Raw genomic sequence first — 25499 nt, 5'->3', positions numbered from 1 at the left:
GCCGCGCGCGGTGGGCACGGCGGGCCGCCGCGCGCCGGCGCCCGCGCCGGTGGCTCACAGGGTGATCATGACCTTCAGCGCCTCGCGCCGATCCATCGCCCGGTACCCCTCGGGGGTCTCCTCAAGCGACAGGGTGCGGTCGAAGACGCGGCCGGGGTCGACCGTGCCGTCCAGCACGCCCGGCAGCAGCGCGTCGATGTAGGCGCGCACCGGCGCCGGCCCGCCGGTCAGCGTGACGTTCGCGCCGAACAGGCTGCCGAAGCCGATCGGCGCCTGCTCGTACTGCGGCACGCCGACCCGGCTGATCACGCCGCCGGCGCGCACGGCGCCGACGGCCATCTCGTACGCCGGCAGGTGTCCGACGGCCTCCAGGACGGCGCGCGTCCCGTGGCCGCCGGTCAGCTCGCGGACCGTGGCGATGCCCTCCTCGCCGCGCTCGGGGACGACGTCGGTGGCGCCGAAGAGGCGGCCGATGTCGGTGCGGTCCTTGTGGCGGCCCATCAGGATGATCCGCTCCGCGCCGAGTTGTCTGGCCGACAGGACGGCGAGCAGGCCGACCGCGCCGTCGCCGATCACCGTGACCGCGTCGCCGGGGCGCACGCCGGCCTGCTTGGCGGCGTGGTAGCCGGTGCCGTACACGTCGGCGAGGGTGAGCAGCGACGAGAGCAGCGCGTCGTCCGCGTCGGCCGGCAGCCTCACCAGCGTGCCCTGGGCCTGCGGGACGCGCACGGCCTCGGCCTGGGCGCCGCCCATGCCGTCCGCGCTGTACCAGCCGCCGTTCGGGCAGGCGGTGTGCAGGCCGGCGCGGCAGTACGCGCAGGTGTTGTCGGCGAAGAAGAACGGGGAGACCACCAGGTCGCCGCGGCGGAAGCCGGAGACCTCGGAGCCGAGTTCCTCGACGACGCCGATGAACTCGTGACCCATCGCCCGGGGCGCCTCGTCGGTGGTCATGGAGTGGTAGGGGTGCAGGTCGGTGCCGCACACGCAGGAGCGCAGGATGCGCACGACCGCGTCGGTCGGCTGCTCGATCACCGGGTCCGGCGCGTCCAGGACACGCAGGTCTCCGGCCTCGTACATGAACGCTGCCCGCATCGGGACCTCTCGCTTTCTACCGGGTCATCGGGGACGACGAGTCCTGTAACCCCGCGGTACACGGAGCGTCATGAAGCGTGACCTGCCGGGACCGCCGTCCGCAACCGTCGCGGTCAGGCCCTGGTGGCGACGGATTTCCGCTGGTCAGAGTGGGAATATTGGCGGATTGGCAGTCGGGGCGCGGGCGCTCAGGGCGCGGGCGTGCGCGGGTTCGGACGGGCGGCGCCCGGCGCGCGGTCGCCGGGGCGCGGGCCCGCCGCGCGCCAGAAGGCGATCAGGGCGCGGGCCGTCTCGGCCGGCCGGTCCACCGCGGGGGAGTGCTCCGCGCCGGCGATCACGGTGCGGTGGGCGCCGAGCCTGGCCGCCATCGCGTCCATCCGCGGCACGGGCCAGACGTGGTCGACGGCACCGGACAGCACGTGCATCGGCAACGCCACCTCGGCCAGCTCCGCCACGCGGTCCTCCTCGGTCATCAACTGCCGTGCGGTGCACGTCAGTTGCTCCCGGCACGTGGCCAGCCAGCGGCGCTGGAGGAACTCCCGTACGACCGGCGGCTCGCTCGCGTCGGCGGCCTCCGGCGGGTCGAGCTGCCGCATCGCCCGCCACACCTCGGGCATCTCCCACGCCGCCAGCGCCTCGGTCAGCAGTCGCAACCTGGCCTGCTGGCTCTCGGCCACCGCGCCGGGGCCCGCGCTCATCAGCGTGAGCGAGGCGAACGCGGCCGGTTCGCGCAGCACCGCGGAGCGGGCGATGAGGCCGCCCAGCGAGTGTCCGAGCAGGTGTACGGGGCGGCCGTCGCCGACCGCCGCGGCCTGCGCGAGGACGTCCCGGACCAACTCCGCGCGCGCGTACGCCGACTCGTCGGCCGGGCCGTCGCTCTCGTGCTGCCCGCGGCCGTCCACGGCCACCACCCGGAACCCGGCCTCGCTCAGCGGCGCGAGCAGCGTGATGAAGTCCTCCTTGCTGCCGGTGAAGCCCGGCAACAGCAGCGCGGTCCCGACCGTGGCCCCCTCGGGGAGCGCGTCGTGCACGGCGAAGGCGCCCCGCTCGGTGGAGAGGGCGTACGCCTGGGCGCGTGGCGGGAGGTCGAGGTGGGGCGGCCTGCTCATGCGGTCGAGGCTAACCCGAGGCGGCGACGTCGGCCGGCCGGCAACGGGCTCGTCGCCAGGCGTTCGACCCGCCGCGGGCGCCCCGGCGCCCGCCGTTCCCCGCGCGCCCGGGGCGCGGCGCCGGGGCGGGACGGCCGGCCGGGCGTGGGTGGGCGCGCGGGCAGCGCGAAGGCCGAGGGCCCGAGACGCTGGATGCGTCGTCGGGCCCTCGGCCTCGGTGCCGTGCTGGGCGGCGCGGGTCAGCTCTCCTGAGTGGCCTCGGAGCCGGCCGCGGCGCGGCTGCGGGTACGGCGGCGGCGCGGCTTGGCCGGGGCCTCGCCGGCCTCGGCGCCACCCGCCTCGTGCGCGCCGGCCTCGCCGGTGGCGACCGCGGCGGTACGGGTCGCGGCGGTCTTACGTGCCGGGCGCGACCGCTTCGCCGGGGCGCTGGCCTCGGCGTCAGCGGCGCTGGCGGGCGCGCCGGCCTCGGACGCGACGTCCGTCACCGGCTTGGCCTCGGCGGCCCCGGAGCGGGTACGCCGGCGGCGGCGCGGCTGGCGCGCGACGCCCGGCTCGGCGGTGGCGGCGGTGCCGTCGGCCGCGTCCAGCGCGTCACTGGCCTTGGCCGTGGTCGTGGCCTCGGTGGTGGTCGTCGTGGCGTCGGCCGTGCCGTCCAGGTCCTGACCGCCACGGGTGCGCCGGCGCTGGCGCGGCGGGCGGGTGCGCGCCGGGCGCTCGCGCTCCACCGGGGCGGCGGCGGGCTTGCGACCCCGCGCGGCCCGGCCGCCGGTCTCGCCGAGGTCCTCGACCTCCTCGGCGGCAAGGCCGGCCCTGGTGCGCTCGGCTCGCGGCAGTATGCCCTTGGTACCGGCCGGGATGGACAGCAGCTCGTAGAGGTGCTCCGAGGTGGAGTACGTCTCCTCGGGCTCGTCGAACGGCAGGTCGAGCGCCTTGTTGATCAGCTTCCAGCGGGGGATGTCGTCCCAGTCCACCAGGGTGATCGCGATGCCCGAGTTGCCCGCGCGGCCGGTGCGGCCGATGCGGTGCAGGTAGGTCTTCTCGTCCTCGGGGGACTGGTAGTTGATGACGTGGGTCACGCCCTCGACGTCGATGCCGCGGGCCGCGACGTCGGTGCAGACCAGGACGTCGACCTTGCCGTTGCGGAAGGCGCGCAGCGCCTGCTCGCGCGCGCCCTGGCCGAGGTCGCCGTGGACGGCGCCGGAGGCGAAGCCCCGGCGCGCGAGCTGGTCGGCGATGTCGGCGGCGGTGCGCTTGGTACGGCAGAAGATCATCGCCAGGCCGCGGCCGTCGGCCTGCAGGATGCGCGAGACCAGCTCCGGCTTGTCCATGGAGTGGGCGCGGAAGACGTGCTGGGTGATGTTGGCGACGGTCTGGCCCGCGTCGTCCGGCGAGGTGGCGCTGATGTGCGTGGGCTGCGACATGTAACGGCGCGCGAGCGAGATGACCGCGCCCGGCATGGTCGCCGAGAACAGCATGGTCTGCCGGCGTGCCGGCAGGAACTGGATGATCTTCTCCACGTCGGGCAGGAAGCCCAGGTCCAGCATCTCGTCGGCCTCGTCGAGGACCAGGCCGCGGATCTTGGAGAGATCCAGCTTCTTCTGGCCCGCGAGGTCGAGCAGGCGGCCCGGGGTGCCGACGATCACGTCGACGCCCTTCCTGAGCGCCTCGACCTGGGGCTCGTAGGCCCGGCCGCCGTAGATCGACAGGACGCGCACGTTCCGTACCTTGCCGGCGGTCAGCAGGTCGTTGGTGACCTGCTGGCACAGCTCGCGGGTGGGGACGACCACGAGCGCCTGCGGGGCGTCGGAGAGCTGGTCGGGCGTGGCCCGGCCGGCCTCGACGTCGGCGGGCACGGTGACCCGCTCCAACAGGGGGAGACCGAAGCCGAGCGTCTTGCCGGTGCCGGTCTTGGCCTGGCCGATGACGTCGGAGCCGCTGAGGGCCACCGGGAGCGTCATCTCCTGGATGGGGAAGGGGGACGTGATGCCGACGGCCTCAAGGGCCTCGGCGGTCTCGGGGAGAATCCCGAGTTCTCTAAACGTAGACAGGATGCTTGCCTCTTCTGTGAGACGCGGCGCGAGGCGGCGAAGGGGGTCGTACCGCACCGGGTACTTGGCCGACCGGGGACGGGCCGGATGGCGCGGGACCACTGCCTCCGCTCAGGCGCGCACACCGCGAGCGGTTCCCTCTCGCCGTACGTATGTCTCATACGCGCCGCGTGGAGGGCGGTCGATTTGGAGCCGATCGGGCCACCGACCGGGCATCCGCATGCGTGGAACGACCCGCCGATAATGGGCGGGCTCCTTACCACTGTACCCCGGATACGGCGCTCCATCCGGAGGCTTGTTTGAGTGCGACGATGAACACACTCGGGACCGCCCGGGACCGCCGGGGCTGACCAGGGGCTTCCGCGTGCCCCCAGGCGGACTATTGTGCGCGTCATGGAGACGCCCAACGCCGCTGACAGCACGCCCGACGACGCCCCCGAGAACACCGGAATCGCCGCCCAGGACTGGGCGCAGGCGTCCGCTGAGCCGCAGTACCGGGCCGCGGTCATCGACCTGCTCGGCGCCCTCGCCTACGGCGAGCTGGCCGCCTTCGAACGGCTCGCGGAGGACGCCAAGCTCGCGCCGACCATCGACGACAAGGCGGAGCTGGCGAAGATGGCGTCGGCCGAGTTCCACCACTTCGAGCGGTTGCGGAACCGGATCTCGGCGATCGAGGCGGAGCCGAACGAGGCCATGGAGCCCTTCGCCGCCGCGCTGGACGAGTTCCACCGCCAGACGGCGCCCTCGGACTGGCTCGAGGGCCTGGTCAAGGCGTACGTCGGCGACTCGATCGCCAGCGACTTCTACCGCGAGGTGGCCACCCGCCTCGACACCGACACCCGCGACCTGGTGCTCCAGGTGTTGGACGACACCGGGCACGCCTCCTTCGCGGTGGAGAAGGTGCGCGCCGCCATCAAGGCCGACCCGCGGGTCGGCGGGCGGCTGGCGCTGTGGGCGCGGCGGCTGATGGGCGAGGCGCTCTCGCAGGCGCAGCGGGTGGTCGCCGACCGGGACGCGCTGTCCACGATGCTGGTGGGCGGCGTGGCCGACGGCTTCGACCTGGCCGAGGTCGGCCGGATGTTCTCGCGGATCACCGAGGCGCACACCAAGCGGATGGCCGCGCTCGGCCTCTCCGCCTGAGGCGGCCCGACCGCACGCGGCGGCGCGCCCCGGCCGTGGGGCCGGGGCGCGCGACGTGGGTGTCGGGTCGGGGCGGCGGGCTGGCCCGTCGGGCTCTGGCGCCGCCGGCTCCTCAGGCCGCCGCGGAGCGGTGCAGCCGCCTGCGGGGGCGGCGGACGAGGAGCGACAGCAGGGCGACGGCCATGATCAGTGAGGTCGTCAGGGTCGCCGTGGGGTGACCGTCGCCGAGCACCGAGTGTCCGAGCAGGGCGCCGAACAGCGCGGCGCCGGGACCGGTGGACAGGACCAGCGGGGTCGCCGGCAGTTGTCGCGGCAACCAGCGGAGCGCCGCGACGGCGACGGCGAGGCCGATCAGTACCGAACCGAGCGCTTCCAGGATCATGTGCTTTTCCTCCCGCGCGTGCCGTAGAGCAGTCGCAAATCGGTCCTAGCCGTACTACCCTGCGCGCGCCGGCGACAATCTTTGTCGACACATCGACGGCGGGGTCGGTGGACTGATCCACCGACCCCGCCGTCGTCTGCCGCGGCCCGAAGGCCGGAAGAGCAGAGCCCGAGTCTCAGAGCGCGCTGAAACCGACCTTGCGGGTCGACTGCTCACCGATCTCCACGTAGGCGAGCCGGTCGGCCGGAACCAGGACCTTGCGGCCGTGCTCGTCCACCAGGCTCAGCAACTGCGCCTTGCCACCGAGCGCGTCCGCAACGGCGCGCTCCACCTCCTCGGCAGACTGCTCGCTCTCCAAGACGATCTCGCGAGGCGCGTGCTGCACGCCGATCTTGACCTCCACGGCCATGTCCCTCCGACGGTCCGGGTTACCCCTGGCCACCGGCCAGGGGAGGTGCGCGGTTCCCGCGCCGTACGGACACATTAGCCGCAACGCGCGGCGGGTCCGGGGGTCCGTGGACGATCACCGTCGCGCGCGGGCGCGCGGGCGGCCCGGCGCGTGCGCGACGCCCGCCCGGCCGCCGGTGACGGCGGGCCGGGCGGGCGTCTGGCGCGACGGTGAGGCAGGCCCACCGGCCGGGCCGGCGGGCCCGCGGGACGGTGGGGCTAGTCCGCTTCCGGGCCCTGGCCGTCCGCGCCGTGCAGCGGGAAGCCCGCGATGCCCCGCCAGGCCAGCGAGGTCACGAGCTGCACCGCGGTGTCGCGCGGGATGTCGCTCTCGCTGGAGAGCCAGTAGCGCGCGACGACCTGCGAGACGCCGCCGAGCGCGACGGCCAGCAGCATGGACTGCTCGGACGGCAGCCCGGTGTCCTCGGCGATCACCTCGGAGATCGCCTCGGCGCACTGGAGCGAGACCCGGTCCACGCGCTCGCGCACCGCGGGCTCGTTGGTCAGGTCGGACTCGAAGACGAGGCGGAAGGCGCCGCCCTCGGCCTCGACGTAGGCGAAGTACGCGTCCATCGTCGCCGTGACGCGCAGCTTGTTGTCGGTCGTCGAGGCCAGCGCGGTGCGCACCGCCTGCAGCAGCGCCTCACAGTGCTGGTCCAGCAGGGCCAGGTAGAGGTCGAGCTTGCCAGGGAAGTGCTGGTAGAGCACCGGCTTGCTGACCCCGGCGCGCTCGGCGATGTCGTCCATCGCCGCGGCGTGGTAGCCCTGCGCGACGAAGACCTCCTGGGCGGCGCCCAGGAGCTGATGACGTCGGGCTCGGCGCGGCAGGCGCGTGCCTCGTGGGCGCGCCTCGGTCTGCTCGATGGCTGTCACGCCGCCTCCCAGGTGGGTCGTTCCGTGCACGGTGTTCACCGCGCCCGCCATCGTACTTTTGGGTAACCGAGGCGCGCGCGGCCCGTGCGGAGAATTTCACGGACCGGGCACCGGGGGAAGCCGACAAAAGGGATGGATCATCGGTAGTCCTCTTCGTCGGTCTCCACGATCCGGTGCTGCTCGGCGACGTCGGCGGGGTTCGCCGTCGTCGGGTCGAGGTCGATGGGCTGCTCGTCCCGGTCGGGTGCGAGGGCGGCGCGCTGCTCCGCGCTGTCCGCCTCGGGTGCCTCGACGCTGCGGTCGCCGTCGGTGTCCGTGGTGGGCTCCTCGTCGGGAAAGTGCTCCGGATCGGTGGGATCGATGGGCTCGGTCAGATCGGTCGGATCAATGGGCTCGATGGGCATATGGCTCCCCTTTCCAGGGCGAGCGCCCTCTATACGAGCCTACGAGGGGTCGCTGCCGCGCGCTATGCGCCGCGACCGCGCACGCGGCCCGGCGCACTCCCACGGCGAAGCTCCCGGATCGCGGCGCCCGCACGGGGTGCGGAGCGGTACGGGAGGGGCGTGCGGGACGGGTCAGGCGGATGGGGCCGGAGAAGGAGATAGGCCGGAGTAAGGGGAAGTAAGGGAAATGGCGGATGACGCGGTCGTTCGTACCCGTGATGGCGAACACACGAACGTGCCACGTGATCGTCTCGTAACATTGCTCCATGTCTTCCACCGACTCGCCAAGGCCGTGCAGTGTGCCCGCGTCGGTGCCGGGCGAGCCGGCCCGTGCCGGAGAGCGGCTGCGCGAGGTGCGGCTGGCCGGGTACACGCTGGCGGTGCGCTCCCGGGCGCCCGACCGCGCGGACCTGCCGCCGGCCCTGTTCGTGCACGGCCTCGGCGGCTCCTCCGACAACTGGTCGCTGCTGATGGCCCAGTTGACGGACCTGGTGGACGGCGAGGCCGTGGACCTGCCCGGGTTCGGCTTCTCGCCGCCACCCGAGGACGGCGCGTACTCGCTGGCGAGCCACGCCCGGGCCGTGGTCCGCCTCATCGAGGCGGGCGGGCGCGGTCCGGTGCACCTGTTCGGCAACTCGATGGGCGGCGCGGTCGTCACCCGGGTCGCCGCCGCGCGGCCCGACCTGGTGCGCACGGTCACCCTCGTCTCGCCCGCGCTGCCCGAGGTGCCGCCGCAGCGCACGGCGCTGCCCACCGCGCTGCTCGCGGTGCCGGGCGTCACCCGCCTCTTCCGCCGCCTGACCAGGGACTGGACGGCCGAGCGGCGCACCCACGAGCTGTTGGCGCTGTGTTACGGCGATCCCACGCGGGTGGACCCGCAACACCTGGCCGCCGCCGTCGCCGAGTTCGAGCGGCGGCTGGCCCTGCCGTACTTCTGGGACGTGCTGGCGCGCTCCGCGCGGGGCGTGGTCGACTCGTACACCCTGGGTGGCCAGCACTCGCTGTGGCGGCAGGCGGAGCGGGTACTCGCGCCGACGCTGCTGGTGTACGGCATGCGGGACCAGCTCATCTCGCTGCGGATGGCCCGGCGCGCGCAGGCCGCCTTCCGGGACGCCCGGCTGCTGACCCTCCTCGACGCGGGGCACGTCGCGATGATGGAGTACCCCGAAACGGTGGCGCGAGCCTTCCGTGAACTGCTGAACGACCTCGAACTGCGCGCAAAGGTGGAGCCCGTGGAGTCTGACGAAGCCGAGGGTGCCCCGGGCCGGCGCCCGGCGCGGCCCACCGGGCCCGCCGCGGAGCAGGGCGCGAGCAGGGGCGCTGCGGCGCGTGGGTAGGCACAGCGCACGCGGCCCGCGCCCCCGCGACGGGCGCTCCGGCGGCAGCGGCACCGGCGAACCCGGCCCGCGCCCGGCCGCGCCCGGGGGGTACGGAGAGACGTTCCCGCGGGCCGCCGTGGCCCCCGCGACCGGCGAGGGCGCGCCGCGCAGCGCGCCGGCCCCCGCGGACACCCCGGCGCACGGCGTCCCGTACGTCGACGGCACGCCGGCCCACGGCACCCCGTTCGGCGACGGCACCCCGGCCCGTGGCGTGCCGCGCGTCGGCGCTCCTGGCCCGCAGGGCCCGGGCCAGCCGGCCGCCACCCCGCCGCACGGCACCCCGCAGCACGAGGGTGCCCCGGTCGGCGGTGGTCCCGGTGGCCATCCCGAGCAGCGCGAGCCCGGTGGCGGCTGGGGCGCGCTGGGCGGCTCTGCTCGGCGGCGGGCCGGGCGCGGCGCTGACGGTCGGAGCGCGGCCGGTCGCGGGGCGGCCGGCGCCGACCCGGCGGGCACGGGGCGCGCGCCGGTGCGCGGCGGCATTCCCGGGCCGCGCCGGGAGTACCTGGAGGCGTTCGACGGGCCCGGCGCCGGCGAGGCCGGTGACGCGGGAGCGGCGCGGCGCCGGCGCGGTCCGGCCGCGGCCGTGCCCTCGGCCAGACAGGCCGTGCCTCCGGCCGGGGACGGCCAGGAGGCGGGCGCGCCGGCCCGCGCACGAGACGACGAGGCGAGTACGGAGCCGGCCGCCGGCGGTTCGGCGGGCCGTGGCGACGACACGGGGCGGCCCGGCCGTGGACGGGCCGGGCGCGCCGCGCCGCCGGCCGGTGGCAAGGGCCGCACGTTCACCGGGATCGCCGCCGCGGCGGTGACCACCGTGCTCGCGGTGGTGGTGGCCGGCCAGGTGACCGCCGACTCGCAGGACAGCGACGCGACCCAGCCCAGCGGCGCCACGGAGCGCGCCGAGAGCGGCGAGGCGTCACGCTCGGACGGGCGCCCCACGCCGGCCCCGCCGCCGCCCCCGCCCTCGTACGAGGAGAAGTTGGCGACCAAGTACCCGTTGGACCCGAAGCTGAAGGGGCCCGGCAAGTTCACCACCGTGCCGGGGCGTGACAAGGCGCCGGGCCGGGGTGAGGTGGTGCGCTACCGGGTGGACGTGGAGGGCGAACTGCCGCTGGACGCCGAGCTGTTCGCGAAGGCCGTACACAAGACGCTGAACGACGAGCGCAGTTGGGGCCGAGGTGGTCAGCGCACCTTCGAGCGGGTCTCCTCCGGGTCGGCGCGCTTCGTGATCAGCCTGGCCAGCCCCGGGACGACGGCCACCTGGTGCGCCAAGTCCGGCCTGGACATCACACAGGACAACGTCTCGTGTGACTCGGCGGCCACCGAACGCATCATGATCAACGCCTACCGGTGGGCCCAGGGCGCGAAGACGTTCCGCGACGACCAGACGACGATCTACCGGCAGATGCTCATCAACCACGAGGTGGGGCACCGGCTCGGCCGGGACCACGAGGGCTGCCCGAGCGACGGGGCGCTGGCGCCGGTGATGATGCAGCAGACCAAGCTGCTGCACACGGGCGACGCCACCTGTCGGGTGAACGCCTGGCCGTATCCGGACGGCGCGAAGGACGAGCGCGGCCGGTAGGGGGGCGCGGCGCTCGCCGCGCGGAGGCGCCGTGCCCGGGGCGTCGCGGAGGCGCCGTGCCCGGGGCGCTACGGGGGAGGCGGCGGATCATGCTTCCGGCCGCCGAACCGGGCCGGCCAACCGGCCGCCGAACCGGGCCGGCGGGTCGCGCCGCGAGCGCTCGGCGTGGCGCGGCGGAACGGCCTCCGTCGGCCGTGCCCGGCGTCGGGGAAGCCGCCGCCACGCCCGTCACCAGGGGTTTCGCTCGCCGACGCGTCGCGTTGCGCGGGAGGTGGGGCGGCGTTGGCCGGGCGGGTGAGCGTCCCGTATGGCGATACTCATCGTCTCCTTATATGAGACATCTTTGCCAGGGGGCGAAAAATCGTTCAGTCTTCTGCGCATGTCGCGTCGTCCTGCCATCGAGATCGCCAGCTTCGAGCTGGCGCTCATTGGCGTGACCGGACACGCCGTCGCCGACATCCACTGTCGCCAGGGCCAGCGTCACCTGACCTCCGCCTGACGCGGACTCAGGACCGGCCCGCCCCGCCCGCGCACCGCATCGCGCGTCTCACGGCCTCACCGCCGTCTCCCTCATTCCGCATCCGCCCGGTGGCGGTCCTGCCCGTCGACTGACGGGCCTGCCTCCGCCCGCCGCGCACCGGATGCCTCCTGCTGCGAAAGGCGTACTTCGTCATGCGTCAACTGCCCCTCATATCCCGCCGCGTGGCCGCGGCGGCCGTCAGCGTCGTTCTGCTCGGCGGCGTGGCCGCCTGCGGACCCGAGGACAGTGACAGCAAGGGCGCGGGGGGCGGGAGCGACGCGCCACGGAAGGGCGGCACGCTCACCATCCTCAACTCCCAGCCGCAGTCGGACTTCGACCCGGCCCGGCTCTACACCTCGGGCGGCGGCAACATCCCCGGGCTCGTCTTCCGCACCCTGACCACCCGCAACCGCGAGGACGGCGCGGCCGGCGCCAAGGTCGTGCCCGACCTGGCCACCGACACCGGCAGGCCGAGCAAGAACGCCACCGTGTGGACGTACACGCTCAAGGACGACCTCACGTACGAGGACGGCAGCAAGATCACCACGGCGGACATCAAGTACGGCATCGAGCGCTCGTTCGCGGCCGAGCTGTCCGGCGGCGCGCCCTACCTGCGCGACTGGCTGATCGGCGGCGACACCTACCAGGGCCCGTACAAGGACAAGAAGGGGCTCGACTCGATCGAGACGCCCGACGAGAAGACCATCGTCTTCCACCTGCGCAAGCCCGAGGGCGACTTCCCGTTCGTGGCGACGCAGACCCAGTTCGCGCCGGTGCCGCGGGACAAGGACAAGGGCACCGCGTACGAGAACCACCCGATCTCCTCCGGCCCGTACAAGGTCGTCAAGAACGTCGGCGACGGCGAGCGGATGACGCTGGAGCGCAACCCGCACTGGTCGGAGAAGACCGACGCGGAGCGGCACGCCTACCCGGACAGGGTGGAGATCACGGCCGGGCTCGACTCGGCCGTCATCAACCAGCGGCTGTCCACCGGCTCCGGGGCCGACGCCGCCGCGGTGACCACCGACACCAACCTGGGCCCGGCCGAGCTGGCGCAGGTCAGCGGCGACAAGGAACTGGCGGGCCGGGTCGGCACCGGGCACTTCGGGTACACCAACTACCTGGCGTTCAACCCGAAGGTCAAGCCGTTCGACAACCCCAAGGTGCGACAGGCCATCAGCCACGCCATCAACCGCACCAGCGTGGTCAACGCCGCGGGCGGCTCCTCGCTCGCCGAGCCGGCCACCACCTTCCTGCCCGAGCGCGAGTTCTTCGGCCACACCCCCTACGACCACTTCCCCGCGGGCGCCACCGGCGACCCGGCCAAGGCGAGGAAGCTGCTGGCCGAGGCGGGTTACGAGGACGGGCTGACGATCACCCTCACCCACTCCACCGTCAAGGACTTCGCGACCAGCCCCGAGGTGGCCACCGCCGTACAGGAGGGGCTGAAGAAGGCCGGCATCACGGTCAAGCTCCAGGGCCTGGAGGACAACGACTACAGCGAGAAGACCAAGAGCGTGAAGGACGCGCCCGGCTTCTTCCTCTCCGCCTGGGGCGCCGACTGGCCCGCCGGCGGCCCGTTCCTGGCGCCGATCTACGACGGCCGCCAGATCGTCAGGGACGGCTCCAACTACAACCACGCGCAGCTCGACGACAAGGCCGTCAACGCCGAGATCGACGCCATCAACAAGCTGACCGACCTGAAGGCCGCGGCCAAGCGGTGGGGCGCGCTGGACAAGAAGATCGGCGAGCAGGCGCTGTCCGTGCCGCTGTTCCACCCGGTCTACAAGCGGCTCTACGGCAAGGACGTCAAGAACATCGTGATCAGCGACTGGACCGGCGTGCTCGACGTCTCGCAGGTCGCGGTCCGGTGATCCGGGTGCGCACGACCATCGCCTGGGCCGCGCCCCGCGCGGCCCGCGAGGAGACCCCGTGACCAGCGAGGTGTTGGCCACGACCCAGGCGGGGGCCCCGGCCCCCGCCTCGGGGGCCCGCCAGGTGTGGCGGCGGCTGCGGGCGCGCAAGGCCGCCGTGGTGGCCGGCGCCGGGCTGACCCTGCTCGTCCTGCTCGCCCTGGCCGCGCCGCTGCTGTCGGCGCTCACCGGCCAGGACCCCAACACGTACCACGACGACCTGGTGGACTCGGCCCGTGGCGGCGTGCCCACCGGCACCTGGGGCGGCATCAGCGCCGAACACTGGCTCGGCGTCGAGCCGGGCACCGGGCGCGACCTGTTCATCCGCCTCGTCCACGGGGCCCGTATCTCGCTCGTGGTGGCCGTCGGCGCCACCCTGCTCCAGGTGCTGATCGGTGTGATCGTCGGCATCGCGGCCGGGTTCGGCAGCCGGTTCGTGGACGGGCTGCTCAGCCACGTCAGCGACGTGTTCATCGCGCTGCCCATGCTGGCGTTCGTGATCGCGCTGACGGCCGTGGTGCCCGCGGACTTCCCGCGCCCGCTGCTGCTCGTCCTGGTCATCGCGCTGTTCGGCTGGGCCGGCACGGCCCGCGTGGTGCGGGCCCAGACACTGTCGCTCAAGAAGCTCGACTTCGTCGCCGCGGCGCGGCTCGGCGGCTCGGGGCCCTTCCGGGTCGCCCGCCGCGAACTGCTGCCCTCGCTCGCCGCGCCCGTCATCACCTACTCGGCGATCCTGCTGCCGAGCAACATCGTGGCCGAGGCCGCGCTGTCCTTCCTCGGCGTCGGCATCCGGCCGCCCACGCCGTCCTGGGGGCAGATGCTCTCGACGGCGACGACCTGGTTCCGGGCCGACCCGGCCTACGTGCTGCTCCCGGCCGGCCTGCTGTTCCTCACCGTGCTCGCGTTCACGGTGCTCGGCGACGCCCTGCGGGTGGCGCTCGACCCGCGCGAGGCGTCCCGGCTCGGCGTCGGCAGGCGGCGTACCCGTAAAGCCGACAACGCCGACAACGCTGACAAGGCCGGCAAGACTGACAAGGCCGACGGGACGAGCGGGTCCGGCCAGGTCAGCGGGGCCGGCGCCGCCGGCACGCCTGACGCGGCCAGCACGACCCAGAAGGGAGGCCCGGCATGATCCCGTATCTGCTGCGCCGGGTGGCCGGCGCCGTCCTGGTGCTGTTCGTGCTGTCGATCGTCGTGTACGCGATGTTCTACGCCGTGCCCGGCGACCCGGCCAAGCTGGCCTGCGGCCCGCGCTGCAACCCGGAGCAACTGGCCCAGGTCCGCGACCAACTCCGCCTCGACGACCCGCTTCCGGTGCGCTACTGGCACTTCCTCCAGGGCCTCTTCGTCGGGCAGGACTTCTCCACCGGCACCGCGGTCCTGCACTGCGACGCCCCCTGCTTCGGCCTCTCGTACCAGAACGACCAGCAGGTCACCGAGCTGATCTCGCAGCGGCTGCCCGTCACCGCGTCGCTGGCCCTGGGCGCCATGGTGCTGTGGCTGCTCCTCGGCGTCGGCACCGGGCTGCTCTCGGCGCTGCGCCGGGGCGGGATCACCGAGCGGCTGCTGACCTGGTTCACGCTGGCCGGGACGGCGACGCCGGTGTTCATCATCGGGCTGCTGCTGCTCATGGTCTTCTGCGCCCAACTGCGCTGGCTGCCCTTCCCGTCGTACGTGCCGCTGACCGAGAACCCCGAGCAGTGGGCGTGGAACATGCTGCTGCCATGGACCGCGCTCGCGCTCATCGAGTCGGCCAAGTACGCGCGGCTGACCCGCAGCTCCCTGCTGGAGACGCTGGCCGACGACCACATCCGCACCTTCCGCGCCTACGGGGTCTCCGAGCGCGCCATCGTGGGGCGGCACGCCCTGCGCGGGGCGCTGCCACCGGTGATCGCGCTGACCGCGCTCGACCTCGGGTCGCTGTTCGGCAGCGCGATGCTCACCGAGACGCTCTTCGGACTGCCGGGGCTCGGCCAGTTGCTGGTGCACTCGGTGCGGACCATCGACCTGCCGGTCGTGGTCGCCGTCGTGCTGGTCACCGGCGCGGCCGTGGTCATCGCCAACATCGTCGCCGACCTTCTCTATGCGGCAACCGATCGGAGGGTGACCCTGACATGAGCGCACAACGGTGGGAATCGGACGGTGTCACGACCGAGCGGAACGCGATCGCGGTCGGGCGCGGGCCCGGGTCCGGGCCCGGGCCCGGGCAGAACGCGACCGAGGCCGCGACCGGGCCCGAGCAGGCGCCGGCGCCGGAGCCGTTGGTGCGGGTCGAGAACCTCAGCGTCGGCTTCCCGGCGGCGGACGGCGGCGCCGCGGCCTCCGGTCCCGGCGCCGGGACGGCGCCCGTACGGGCCGTGGACGGGCTGTCCTTCACGCTGGAGCCGGGCGCCGCGCTCGGCATCGTCGGGGAGTCCGGATCGGGCAAGAGCACCGTGGCGTTCGCCCTGCTCGACCTGCACCGCGGCACCGGCGCCCAGGTCAGCGGCGTCGTACGGGTCGCGGGGCGGGACGTGCTCACGGCCGACGACGCCACGCTGCGCCGGATACGCGGCGGGGTGGCGGCCATGGTCTTCCAGGACCCGCTGTCCTCGCTCGACCCGTACCTGGCGATCGGCGACCAGATCGCCGAGGTGTACCGGGTGCACCACCGGGGCGCGTCCCGGCGCGCGGCACGCGCCCGCGCCGTCGAGGTGCTCGACCGCGTCGGCATCCCGGACGCGGCGCGCCGCTCCCGGTCCCGGCCGCACGAGTTCAGCGGCGGCATGCGGCAGCGCGCGCTGATCGCCATGGCGCTCTCGTGCGAGCCGCGCCTGCTGATCGCCGACGAGCCCACCACGGCGCTCGACGTCACCGTGCAGGCCCAGATCCTCGCGCTGCTGGCCGAACTGCGGGCCGAGACGGGCATGGGCCTGCTCCTGGTCACGCACGACCTCGGGGTCGCCGCCTCCAGCGTGGACGACCTGCTGGTCATGCGCGCGGGCCGGGCGGTCGAGCGCGGCCCGGTCCACGCGGTGCTCAGCGCCCCGCGCGAGCCGTACACCCGCGCCCTGCTGGCGGCGGTGCCACGCGTCGAGCAGGCGCGCGGCGACCGGGCCCCGGCTCTGGTTCCCGCGCCGGCGGAGAGCCGGAGCGAGGAGGGGACCACCGCCGAGACGGCGCCCGAGCCCGCCGCCGGAGCCGCCGCCGAGGCCGCCCCCGCTGGCGAGCCGAAGGCCGCGGCGTCGGACACTGCGGGCACGGTCCTCGCTGGCCCCGCGCCGACCACGGCCGCCGCCGCGGACCGGGAGGCGAGCGGAGCGGCGGAGCCCGAACTGCTGTTGGAGGTGGACGGGCTGCGCCGGGAGTTCGGCAAGCGGCGGGCCCGCACGGTAGCGGTGGACGACGTATCGCTGACGCTGCGCGCCGGCGAGACGCTGGGCGTCGTCGGCGAGTCCGGCAGCGGCAAGACGACCCTGGGCCGGATGATCGTCCGCCTCCTGGAGCCGTCCGGCGGTTCGCTGCGCTACCGGGGCCGCGAGATCGGCGGGCTGCGCGAGCGCCAACTGCGGCCGTTCCGCAGCGAGTTGCAGATGGTCTTCCAGGACCCGGTGGCGTCCCTGAACCCGCGCCGCAGCATCGGCGAGTCCATCGCCGACCCGCTGCGCGCCGCGGGGAGGCTGACCGGGCCGGAGATCGTCGCGCGGGTGCGCGGGCTGCTGGAACGGGTCGGCCTCGACCCCGACTGGTACCACCGCTACCCGCACGAGTTCAGCGGCGGCCAGCGGCAACGGGTCGGCATCGCGCGGGCGCTGGCGCCGGAGCCCCGGCTCATCGTCTGTGACGAGCCGGTCTCCGCGCTCGACGTCACGACGCAGGCCCAGATCGTGCGGCTGCTCGGCGACCTGCAGCGCGAGCTGGGCCTCGCGCTGATCTTCATCGCCCACGACCTGGCCGTCGTACGACAGGTCAGCGACCGGGTCGCCGTCATGCGCGGTGGCCGGATCGTCGAGGAGGGCGAGACGGACGCCGTGTACGACGATCCGCACCACCCCTACACCCGCTCCCTGCTGGCGGCGGTGCCCCTGCTGGCAGGGGCCGAGCGGCCGGTGGAGGCCGTGGCGAGCGAGCGGGTGGAGGCCGTCGTATAGCGCCTCGCAACGCCGACAGGCCGTAAAAGTTACGGCTGTTCACCCCTTCTGGTGGCGCGACGGACAACCGTCCGTCGCGCCGCCCCGCCCCGCGCATAGCGTGCTGCCGCTGCCTCACGGCGGCTGCCTACCAGGGAGATCGGGGTGCGAACGTGCGCGTGGGACTGCTGACCGAAGGTGGTTATCCGTACGCGAACGGTGCGGAACGGCGGTGGTGTGACCGGCTCGTGCGCGAGCTGGCCCAGCACGAGTTCGAGGTCTGCGTGCTCAGCCGTAGCGCCGGCCAGGAGTCCGCCGGCTGGCTGCCGCTGCCGAGCCAGGTGCGCCGGGTGCGCACCGCGCCGCTGTGGGGCGAGCCTCCGTACGCGTCGATGCCGGGCCCCGCGCGCCCCTACCGACGCCGGGAGCGCGCGCTGTTCGCCCAGCACTTCGAGCGCCTCGCGCGGGCCATCAGCGCGGCGGCCATCGAATCGCCGGCCGTCGACATGCCGAGCGTCGACATGCCGGGCGGCGGGGCGTCGGGCGTCGGGGCGGACGCCTTAACGCGTGGCGCGGGCGGCGGCGCCCGTACGCAGGCGGGTACGCAGCCCGGTGCGGAGGCCGGGGCGAGCGCCGATCCGGAGACCGACGCGGGCGGGGGCGTGCGGGCCGGGTCGGCGGGGTCGGTGCGGGGTCGTGCGGGGGCGGCGCGCCGCGCGCGTCAGGCGGACCGTTTCGCCACTGTGGGGCACGACGCCCCACGTCCGACCGGGTCCGACGCGCCGCCCGAGCGCCCCGGCGGGTACGCCGTCCCCTCCCACACCTTCGCCGACGGCCTCTACGGGTTGGCCGAGCTGGCCCGGGAGCGCGGCGGGTTGGCCTCGGCGATCCGCTCCGACGCGGCGGCCCGGCTGTTGGAGGCCGCCTGTCGCGCGCCGGGCGCCACGGGCGACGCGCACCGCGCGAGCGTCGCCGACCTGCTCACCGTCCTGCGCTACCTGGAGCGCGCGCTGCGCCCGCTCTCGCTCGACTGGTACGGGGCCGAGCGCGGCCCCGACCCGGCCGGGGGCCAGCGGTCGGGGCGCGGCCTGGCCGGCGTGGACCTGTGCCACGCCACGTCGGGCGGCCTCGCCGCGCTGCCGGGGCTGTTGGCCAAGCGCTTCTTCGGCACGCCGTTGTTGGTCACCGAGCACGGCTCGCGACTGCGCGAGCACTACCTCACCCCCCTTGTCCCCGACCCGACCGACCCGGTGTCGCCGCCGGGCCACGCCTCCCACTCCGCGCCGGTGCGCGCCCTGATCGCCTCCTTCCACCGCCAGTTGACCGCCGAGGTCTACGCGCGGGCCGACCTCGTCACGGCCGGCGGCGCGCACACCCGGCGCTGGCAGGAGCGCTGCGGCGCCGACCCGGCGCGGGTGCGGACGGTCTACCCGGGTCTGGACGCGCGCCGGTTCGCCGCCGTGGGCGACGACGGCGCGGGCGGCGCCTGTGCGGCCGACGCCGACGACGGCCGCACGCTGCTGTGGGTCGGCCGCGTCGAGCCCACGCGGGACCTGATCGGCCTGCTGCACGCGTTCGCCGAGGTGCGCCGCGAGGAGCCCGGCGCCCGGCTGCGGATCGTGGACACCGGACCGTACGCCCCCGGCGCGCCGGGCGCCCTCGCCACCTGCCCGCCCGACACGGCCCACCTCGACGCCGCCGCACCGCTGGCCCTGGCGTACGGGCGAGCGGCCTGCGACGCGGCGGCGCACGGGCCGCTCGGCTACGAGGGGTTGGCGTGCGGACCGGTGACCTGCGGACCGGTGACCTGCGGATCGCCGGGGTACGGGGTGCCGGCGTACGGGGTGGTCGCGGCGGCCCCGCCGGGGCGGGGTGACGCGGCGCCCGTGAGCTGCGCCGCCGTGGTGGCGCGCGGCGGAGGCTGCGCGACGGCCGGGCGGAACGGCCTCGGATGTGCGGCGGCGGCCGGCGGCGGTGCGGTGCGGGAGCGCCGGGAGGGCGTGTCGCGCCGCGCCTGGCGCCGCGCGGCGCGCGCCGGTGCGCGCCACGGCGCCGGCGGGTGCGCCCGGCGCGCCGTCGTGGTGCCGTGGTCCGGCGTTCCCGGGGCCGGCTCTGACGGTCGCGGGCCGTGGTCCGGGACCGACGGTCACGGGCCCCGGACCGGCGCCGGGCCGCTCGGTGCGGCGGCCTACCGGGCGCAGCTCGCCGCGCTCGCCGCGCAACTCTTCCCCGACGAGGCGCCGCACGCGCACGCGGCGGGGCGGAGCCCGGTCACCTTCGAGACGCTGGGCGACTGGGACGCGCCGAACCTGCCGGAGACGTACGCCGCCGCCAGCGTCGTCGTGCGGTCGAGCCTGGCCGACGGGGACCCGGTCGGGCTGATCGAGGCGATGCTCCGCGGGCGGGCCACGGTGTCGACGGACGTCGGCGCGGTGGCCGAGGTGGTGGGGGACACCGGGCTGCTGGTGCCGCCGCGCAACCCGCGCGCGCTGGCGGCGGCGTGTCTGACGCTGCTGCGCGACGGCGTGCGCCGGGAGCGTCTCGGCGCCGCGGCCCGGTCCCGGGCGCTGGAACTCTTCGACGCCGAGCACAACGCCGCGGCGTTCCGCGGCCTCTACCTGGAGCTGATGTCGCACGCCCCGGTGCGCCGCGCCGACGCGGAAGTGAGCGCCGACGGCGGCCCGTTGCCGTTCGCCCACCCAGCGGAGGCACACGTGCCGGGCCGCTGGACGGCGCCGGACCACGCGGGTCGCGCGCCGGCGCGCGAGGCAGCGGGCCGCGCCGCGCCGGGCTGGGCGAGGCGACCCGACGCCGCCCCGCCGCTGACGGCGTGCGCGGGCGCGCCCCGTACCGAGGTGGCTGAGGCGCCGCGGGGCCGATCGAGAAAGCGAAAGGGGGCCGAGGCATGACGCCGCCCGAGCGGGCCCCCGACACCCCACCCCCGCCCCCGGCCAGCGCCGCCACCGGCCCGACGCCCGCCGCCCCGACCGCGCCCGAGCGCGACCCGCGCCCCCCGCACAGCGCCGGTCCCGCCCCGCTGGCCGGCGTTACGGAACCTCGCGCGACGGCCGAGACCACGCGGGTGGCGCGCGCCCCCGGCAGGCGAGGCGGGCCGGCCGATGCGGAACCGTCCGCATCCGCGCCCCGCCACCCGGCCCCCCTCGGCTCACGGCCCCACCCCGCCGACCCGACCGACGATGGCCCGCCCGTCTCGATGACGCCCACCCCGTCGGCGGCTGCCTCGACTCCGGCTGCCCCCACGGCCGTTGGTCGTGCGGAGGCCGCCTCGTCGGATGGCGCGCCGTCCGACGAGACGCCGTGGATCGAGGCGCCGTCAGACGAAGCGCCGTCGGACGAGTTGCCGTCGGACGACGAGGGACCCGCCCCCACGCGGTCGGCCGGCGCTGGCTCGTCGGGCCCGGGTGCCGGGCGGGCGCGGCCGGGGGAGCGGCGGCGCGGGAGGTACGTCGATCCGGTGCGGCAGTTGCTGCACCAGCACCGCGAGCTGTGCGAGCGGGCCGTCGACCCGTGGGAGATCGCCGCGGGGCTCGAGGCGCGCGGGGTCGGCGACCGCTCCGCCGCGCGCTACCGGCACCGCGACGTGTTCTCGCTGGCCGAGGAGTTGTACGCCAGAACGCCACGCGCCGGCGCACTGGCGGACGACACGGCACCACGGTCGGCCGCCGGGGCCGACCACTCCGGCGCACCCGCCGCCAGCCCGTACGGCCCCGCCACCCCGCCCGTCGCCTCGGCGTACCCGCACCCGTACCCGTACCCCGCCCCCCACGCGGATGAGTACGCCCCGTACTCGTACGCACCCGACGCGTACCCCGCGTACGCCTACCCCCCGTACGCGTACGCCCCGTTCGAGCACACCCCGTGCGGGCACACCGCACCCGAAGCCCCGCCGTACGGCTCGCCGGCGCGACCCCCTGCCGGTGCCCCGTTCGCCTGTTCCCGCGCGAGCACCCCGCGCGCGGGCGGTGCGGCGTGCGACGGTGCGCCGGGGCGTGGCGCGGCGCGCTGGGAGTCGGCTTCGGCCTCCGCGCGCCGGTCTCGTCGCCTGCCGTGGCGGTGGGGGCTCGGGCCGGTGTGGTGGTGCTGGCTGTTCGGTTTCCTGCTGGGTGGGAACTGGCTGCTCACCGAGGCGCTGGCGGGCGCGCTCGGTGCCGGCTGGCGCACCGGGCAGCCGCCGTACCCGAGCCTCCCGGGCCTCGGCGGGTGGCCCGACCCGCACGGCTGGTTCGATCGCCAGGGGTGGCCCGACGTCCACGCGTGGCGGGAGTCCGACGGCTGGCGACGGGTCGCGCCCGGCGCGGTGGGCGTGGCGGCGCTCATCGGCGCGTGGCCGCCCGCCGCCTGGTGCGCGCGGTGGTTCGCCGCGCGCGCCCGCCGTGCGCTGTGGACGAGCCGGGAGTTGGCGGCGTTCGCGACGGAGGCGCGCAGGGCGTTCGCGGGTGCGCTGGCGCTGTTCGGGTGCGCGCTCGGCGCGCTGCTCGCCGCCGCCTGGTGCGCCCTGTCGTGGCACGGGTTCGGACCGCGACCCGGCTTCGGGCCCGGGGCCGCGCTCGCCACCGGCGCGCTCGGCCTGCTGCTGTTCGTCGCGCGCCTGCTGGCCGCGCACGGGTTCCGCCGCGCCGCGCGCCGCGGGCTCGCGCTGGCCTGCGGGATCGAGGCGGCGGCGGTGGCCGTCGCGCTGGCCGCCGAAGCGCCCCGGTGCGCGGGGCTGGCCCGACTGGTCGAGCGCCTGGTCGCGGTCGGCGGGCCCGCGGCCGTGACCACGCTCGCCTGCGCCACCGGCGCGCTGGTGCTGGGCGCCTACGCGCTCGGCGCGCTCGCCCGCCCCTGGGCGCACGCCACCGACGCCCACCCGCCGGCCGGCGCGCGCCCGCGCGCGTACGACACGGGTCCGGCCACCCGGGGCGGTCACCCCGCCGCCCCCGACACCGGCGCGCACCGCACCCCGGTGCGGGACGCCACGTCCACGCGTACGGCGACCGACGGCACCCGCCGTCGCGGCGCGGTGCCACGGGAGATCGGCGCGGGCAGCCCCGCGCCGTGCGAGGGCTGGGCGCGGCGATCCCGTGGCCCGGCCGTGTCCCCGTAGGGCGCACCGCCGCCGGCACCGCGTGCGCCGCGCAAGCCGGCGCACGACCCACGACCTCTGCCGCCGCACCTCCCGGTCCACTGGGCCGGGGCGGCGCAACCCTCACAAGGAGCAAGCGAGATGACCAACCATTCCGTCGACCGCCCCGCCCGCCGTGCGGCCGGGACGCCCGGGGCCGCCCGGCTCGCCGGGGCAGCCCGTCACCAGTGCCGTCGCGCCGCCGGCGCCCCGCTCGTCAGCGGCACCGCGGAACGGGGGCGTGGCTGATGCGCGTTCTTCTGCTCGGCTCCAGTGGTTACATCGGGCGCTACGTCGCCGACCATCTGCTCGCCGACCCGGCGGTGCAGCTCACCGAGCTCGGCCGGGGCGACGCCGCCGACGTCCGGTTCGACCTGTCCACCGGCAGCCCCGGGGCGCTGACCCGGTTCCTGGACGCCGTCCACCCCGGCGTGGTGATCAACTGCGCGGGCACCACCCGTGGCGGAGCCAGGGAGCTGACCCGGCACAACACGGTGGCGGTCGCCACCATCTGCGAGTCGCTGCGGCGCAGCGGCTGCGGCGCCCGCCTGGTGCAGCTCGGCTGCTCCGCGGAGTACGGGCCCTCGCAGCCCGGCTCGTCCACCGCGGAGGACGCCATCCCGCGCCCGGGCGGCCCGTACGGGGTGAGCAAGCTGGCCGCGACGGAGCTGGTCCTCGGCTCCGGGCTCGACGCCATCGTGCTGCGCGTGTTCTCGCCGGTCGGGCCCGGCACCCCGCCCGGCTCGCCGCTCGGTCGGCTCGCCGACACCATGCGGCGCGCGATGCAGGCGGGCGACAACGAGCTGAAGTTCCCCGGGCTCGGCGCGCAGCGCGATTTCGTCGACGTACGGGACGTGGCGCGGGCCGTCCACGCGGCATCGTTGTCGGCCGCCCAGGGCGTGGTGAACATCGGCACCGGCCGGGCCGTGCGGATGCGGGACGCCGCCGCCGTGCTGGCCCGGGTGGCGGGCTTCGGTGGCGCGCTGCACGACATGGAGGGCGGATCGCACCCGCTGCGCTCCGTGCCGCACCCCGCCCAGCCCCCCGGCCTGGCGCACGCCGGCGGACACGGGCTGCCGCTCGGCGCCGGGCACGGCCCGGCGGGCGGGTCAGGCCACGGACCCGGGCACGGCCGGGGCGAGCACGGGCCCGACCACCCGACGGGGCCGGTCGGGCACGTGTACCCGGACGGTTGCGGCAGTTGGCAGCAGGCGGACGTGCGCACCGCACGCGACCGGCTGGGCTGGCGGACGCGGATCGGCCTGGAGGAATCCCTGGCCGACATCTGGATGGAGGCGGCATGCCGTATGTGACCTCCACCGGTACCCGGCGCACGGGTGCGGTGGCGGGCCGGCTCGGCTTCGGGGTGCCCGGCTGCGCGCACCCGCTGGTGGCGCCGGCCGAGTGGGCCGAACTGGCGCGCCCTTACACCCCGTTGCACTGGGCGGTGCTCAACGTGGCGCGCGGCCCCGGCGCCCGCCCCGATCCGCACTGCCTGGCGGCGGCGGTCCGGCTGCACGAGGCGCGCGGCCGGGTGCTCGGCCACCTCGACGTGCGGTTCGGCACCCGCCCGTTCGGCGAACTGCTCTCGGACGCGCACCGCTTCCTGGAGTGGTACCAGGTGGACGGCTTCTACCTCGACCGATGTCCCACCGAGCGGCCGGGCCTCGCCGAGGTGCGCCGGATCGCGACCACCCTGCGCGCCCTGCGCGCGCCGGCGTACCTGGTGTTCGCGCACGGCGCGCACCCGCATCCGAGCTACGTGGAGAGCGCCGACCAGTTGGTGACCTTCTCCGGGCAGTGGGCCGACTACCGGTGGTCGCAGGCCGCCGCGTGGACGGCCGACTACCCGCCCGAGCGGTTCTGCCACCTGGTGCACGGCGTGCCCCGCACGCATCTGGACGAGGCGCTGCGCATCGCGCGCTGGCAGGGAGCGGGCACGATCTACTTCACCGACCGGCAGGGCCACGGCCAGGCCGACGCGTGGGAGACGCTGCCCGGCTACTGGGACGAAATCGTCTCGCGCATCGGACCAGGTGTCACGGAATGAGACAGCGCGTGGCAGTGTTACCAGAAGAACAACGCTGCTCCCATCAACTACGGAGTTCCCCGTGTCGCTGCCACCCCTGGTCGAGCCGGCTGCCGAGCTCACCGTGGACGAGGTCCGCAGGTACTCGCGTCACCTGATCATTCCCGATGTGGGAATGGACGGGCAGAAGCGACTGAAGAACGCCAAGGTGCTCTGTGTGGGCGCGGGCGGCCTCGGCTCGCCCGCCCTGATGTACATGGCGGCTGCCGGCGTCGGCACGCTCGGCATCGTGGAGTTCGACGAGGTCGACGAGTCGAACCTGCAGCGCCAGATCATCCACAGCCAGGCCGACATCGGCCGCTCCAAGGCGGAGTCCGCGCGCGACACCGTCCTCGGCATCAACCCGTACGTGAACGTCGTGCTGCACGAGGACCGCCTTGAGGCGGAGAACGTGATGGAGATCTTCTCCCAGTACGACCTGATCGTGGACGGCACGGACAACTTCGCCACGCGTTACCTGGTCAACGACGCGTGCGTGCTGTTGAACAAGCCGTACGTGTGGGGTTCGATCTACCGCTTCGACGGCCAGGCGTCCGTGTTCTGGAGCGAGCACGGCCCGTGCTACCGCTGCCTGTACCCGGAGCCCCCGCCGCCGGGCATGGTGCCCTCCTGCGCCGAGGGCGGCGTGCTCGGGGTGCTGTGCGCCTCGATCGGCTCCATCCAGGTCAACGAGGCCATCAAGCTGCTCGCCGGCATCGGTGAGCCGCTGGTCGGCCGCCTGATGATCTACGACGCCCTGGAGATGACCTACCGCCAGGTCAAGGTCCGCAAGGACCCCGACTGCGCGGTCTGCGGTCCGAACGCGACGGTCACCGAGCTGATCGACTACGAGGCGTTCTGCGGCGTGGTCTCGGAGGAGGCCCAGGAGGCGGCGCAGGGTTCGACCATCACGCCCAAGCAGCTCAAGCAGTGGATCGACGACGGCGAGGGCATCGAGATCATCGACGTCCGCGAGCCGAACGAGTACGAGATCGTCTCCATCCCCGGCGCCCGGCTGATCCCGAAGAACGAGTTCCTGATGGGCGACGCCCTGCAGGGCCTTCCGCAGGACAAGAAGATCGTCTTGCACTGCAAGACGGGCGTCCGGTCGGCCGAGGTGCTCGCCGTGCTCAAGTCCGCGGGCTTCGCGGACGCGGTGCACGTGGGCGGCGGCGTGATCGGCTGGGTCCACCAGATCGAGCCGGAGAAGCCGGTCTACTGACCGCCACGGCGCGCCCCGCGACCCGCGGTGGCTGCGCCGCGCGGCCA

19 protein-coding genes and 1 pseudogene are annotated in these 25499 nt (G+C 75.1%); 13 read left to right on the top strand and 7 right to left on the bottom strand.

The features are described from left to right. Nucleotides 1-54: 54 nt before the first annotated feature. The 3 genes from AC3CHW_RS10535 to AC3CHW_RS10525 all read right to left on the bottom strand — a co-directional run bounded on the left by AC3CHW_RS10535 (nucleotide 55) and on the right by AC3CHW_RS10525 (nucleotide 4159). A complete protein-coding gene (locus AC3CHW_RS10535; RefSeq protein ID WP_488470261.1) occupies nucleotides 55-1092 on the bottom strand; it encodes an alcohol dehydrogenase catalytic domain-containing protein in 1038 nt (345 codons plus the stop codon). Nucleotides 1093-1280: 188 nt separating this feature from the next. Further along, the gene (locus tag AC3CHW_RS10530; protein ID WP_398609320.1) at nucleotides 1281-2201 is read right to left on the bottom strand and encodes an alpha/beta fold hydrolase; all 921 of its coding nucleotides are present in this window, start codon (nucleotides 2199-2201) and stop codon (nucleotides 1281-1283) included. A gap of 239 nt (nucleotides 2202-2440) precedes the next feature. After that, nucleotides 2441-4159: a DEAD/DEAH box helicase gene (locus AC3CHW_RS10525; RefSeq protein WP_488470260.1), complete on the bottom strand. Its 1719-nt coding sequence runs from the start codon at nucleotides 4157-4159 to the stop codon at nucleotides 2441-2443. Nucleotides 4160-4642: 483 nt separating this feature from the next. Between AC3CHW_RS10525 and AC3CHW_RS10520 the strand changes: the two genes are divergently transcribed. Next, entirely contained in the window at nucleotides 4643-5389 is a 747-nt protein-coding gene (locus tag AC3CHW_RS10520; protein WP_398609318.1) for a ferritin-like fold-containing protein, read from the top strand. Between the two features lie 112 nt (nucleotides 5390-5501). On the opposite strand, the gene AC3CHW_RS10515 is transcribed toward AC3CHW_RS10520, so the two are convergent. The 4 genes from AC3CHW_RS10515 to AC3CHW_RS10500 all read right to left on the bottom strand — a co-directional run bounded on the left by AC3CHW_RS10515 (nucleotide 5502) and on the right by AC3CHW_RS10500 (nucleotide 7495). Continuing rightward, entirely contained in the window at nucleotides 5502-5771 is a 270-nt protein-coding gene (locus AC3CHW_RS10515; protein ID WP_398609317.1) for a hypothetical protein, read from the bottom strand. Nucleotides 5772-5946: 175 nt separating this feature from the next. Next, nucleotides 5947-6174 carry a DUF3107 domain-containing protein gene (locus AC3CHW_RS10510; RefSeq protein WP_187060744.1) on the bottom strand — a complete coding sequence of 76 codons (228 nt, stop codon included), beginning with the start codon at nucleotides 6172-6174 and terminating at the stop codon, nucleotides 5947-5949. Nucleotides 6175-6437: 263 nt separating this feature from the next. Next, on the bottom strand, nucleotides 6438-7091 hold the full coding sequence (locus tag AC3CHW_RS10505; RefSeq protein ID WP_176163944.1) for a TetR/AcrR family transcriptional regulator: 654 nt from the start codon (nucleotides 7089-7091) through the stop codon (nucleotides 6438-6440). Nucleotides 7092-7228: 137 nt separating this feature from the next. Further along, nucleotides 7229-7495 carry a hypothetical protein gene (locus AC3CHW_RS10500; protein ID WP_187060741.1) on the bottom strand — a complete coding sequence of 89 codons (267 nt, stop codon included), beginning with the start codon at nucleotides 7493-7495 and terminating at the stop codon, nucleotides 7229-7231. Between the two features lie 305 nt (nucleotides 7496-7800). Here AC3CHW_RS10500 and AC3CHW_RS10495 point away from each other — a divergent pair, with 305 nt between their 5' ends. From AC3CHW_RS10495 to moeZ, 12 genes and pseudogenes are all read left to right on the top strand, one after another. After that, a complete protein-coding gene (locus tag AC3CHW_RS10495; RefSeq protein WP_488470259.1) occupies nucleotides 7801-8871 on the top strand; it encodes an alpha/beta fold hydrolase in 1071 nt (356 codons plus the stop codon). After that, entirely contained in the window at nucleotides 8864-10495 is a 1632-nt protein-coding gene (locus AC3CHW_RS10490) for a DUF3152 domain-containing protein (RefSeq protein WP_488470258.1), read from the top strand. The genes AC3CHW_RS10495 and AC3CHW_RS10490 overlap by 8 nt, the downstream gene beginning before the upstream one ends. A 379-nt stretch (nucleotides 10496-10874) precedes the next feature. Then, nucleotides 10875-10994, top strand: a complete 120-nt coding sequence (locus tag AC3CHW_RS10485) for an Ms4533A family Cys-rich leader peptide (protein WP_372454648.1) — start codon at nucleotides 10875-10877, stop codon at nucleotides 10992-10994. A gap of 173 nt (nucleotides 10995-11167) precedes the next feature. Continuing rightward, nucleotides 11168-12889, top strand: coding sequence for an ABC transporter substrate-binding protein (locus AC3CHW_RS10480; RefSeq protein WP_398609314.1), 1722 nt, complete (start codon nucleotides 11168-11170; stop codon nucleotides 12887-12889). 58 nt (nucleotides 12890-12947) lie between these two features. Then, nucleotides 12948-14060, top strand: coding sequence for an ABC transporter permease (locus AC3CHW_RS10475; protein ID WP_488470257.1), 1113 nt, complete (start codon nucleotides 12948-12950; stop codon nucleotides 14058-14060). Beyond that, nucleotides 14057-15046: an ABC transporter permease gene (locus AC3CHW_RS10470; protein ID WP_398609312.1), complete on the top strand. Its 990-nt coding sequence runs from the start codon at nucleotides 14057-14059 to the stop codon at nucleotides 15044-15046. Before AC3CHW_RS10475 ends, AC3CHW_RS10470 begins: the two co-directional genes overlap by 4 nt. Continuing rightward, nucleotides 15043-17058 carry a dipeptide ABC transporter ATP-binding protein gene (locus tag AC3CHW_RS10465; RefSeq protein ID WP_488470256.1) on the top strand — a complete coding sequence of 672 codons (2016 nt, stop codon included), beginning with the start codon at nucleotides 15043-15045 and terminating at the stop codon, nucleotides 17056-17058. The genes AC3CHW_RS10470 and AC3CHW_RS10465 overlap by 4 nt, the downstream gene beginning before the upstream one ends. A gap of 152 nt (nucleotides 17059-17210) precedes the next feature. Beyond that, nucleotides 17211-19946, top strand: a complete 2736-nt coding sequence (locus tag AC3CHW_RS10460; protein ID WP_488470255.1) for a DUF3492 domain-containing protein — start codon at nucleotides 17211-17213, stop codon at nucleotides 19944-19946. A 449-nt stretch (nucleotides 19947-20395) separates the two neighbouring features. Continuing rightward, nucleotides 20396-20686 (top strand): annotated as a pseudogene (locus AC3CHW_RS10455) (hypothetical protein); the annotation flags it as partial. Between the two features lie 1724 nt (nucleotides 20687-22410). Further along, on the top strand, nucleotides 22411-23475 hold the full coding sequence (locus AC3CHW_RS10450) for an SDR family oxidoreductase (RefSeq protein ID WP_187062923.1): 1065 nt from the start codon (nucleotides 22411-22413) through the stop codon (nucleotides 23473-23475). Further along, the gene (locus tag AC3CHW_RS10445) at nucleotides 23463-24212 is read left to right on the top strand and encodes a spherulation-specific family 4 protein (protein WP_398609308.1); all 750 of its coding nucleotides are present in this window, start codon (nucleotides 23463-23465) and stop codon (nucleotides 24210-24212) included. Before AC3CHW_RS10450 ends, AC3CHW_RS10445 begins: the two co-directional genes overlap by 13 nt. A 61-nt stretch (nucleotides 24213-24273) precedes the next feature. Further along, nucleotides 24274-25452, top strand: a complete 1179-nt coding sequence (gene moeZ, locus AC3CHW_RS10440) for an adenylyltransferase/sulfurtransferase MoeZ (protein WP_176163952.1) — start codon at nucleotides 24274-24276, stop codon at nucleotides 25450-25452. Nucleotides 25453-25499: the final 47 nt, after the last annotated feature.

The sequence above is a fragment of the Streptomyces sp. MGP-BFMKR1 genome, from assembly GCF_057766585.1.
This window is presented reverse-complemented; position numbering and strand designations above follow the sequence as displayed.